The organism is Paenibacillus sp. MER TA 81-3 (assembly GCF_023713585.1).
Taxonomy (GTDB): Bacteria; Bacillota; Bacilli; order Paenibacillales; family Paenibacillaceae; genus Paenibacillus_B; species Paenibacillus_B profundus.
This window is the reverse complement of record NZ_JAMAWB010000155.1, coordinates 1-246: the sequence shown is the minus strand read 5'-3', so window position 1 is coordinate 246 and position 246 is coordinate 1. Positions and strand designations below refer to the sequence as shown.

1 protein-coding gene is annotated in these 246 nt (G+C 62.2%); it reads left to right on the top strand.

What is annotated here, in order from left to right; all coding sequences use genetic code 11:
- Positions 1-47 precede the first annotated feature (47 nt).
- Positions 48-246: hypothetical protein (locus M3650_RS31665; RefSeq protein WP_251580320.1), on the top strand; the 199-nt coding region annotated here is incomplete at its 3' end.

The window sequence follows — 246 nt, the reverse complement described above, 5'->3', positions numbered from 1 at the left end:
ACCAAGGCGCGTACAACAACTTCAGCGGCCAAAGCGGCTACGGCACGATGAACCAAGGTTTGTCCGGCGGCATCGTGGCAAGCACGTACAGCGGCAACAACTCGGGTCCGTCCGGCAGCACGGCCAACCAAGGCGCGTACAACAACTTCAGCGGCCAAAGCGGCTACGGCACGATGAACCAAGGTTTGTCCGGCGGCATCGTGGCAAGCACGTACAGCGGCAACAACTCGGGTCCGTCCGGCAGCA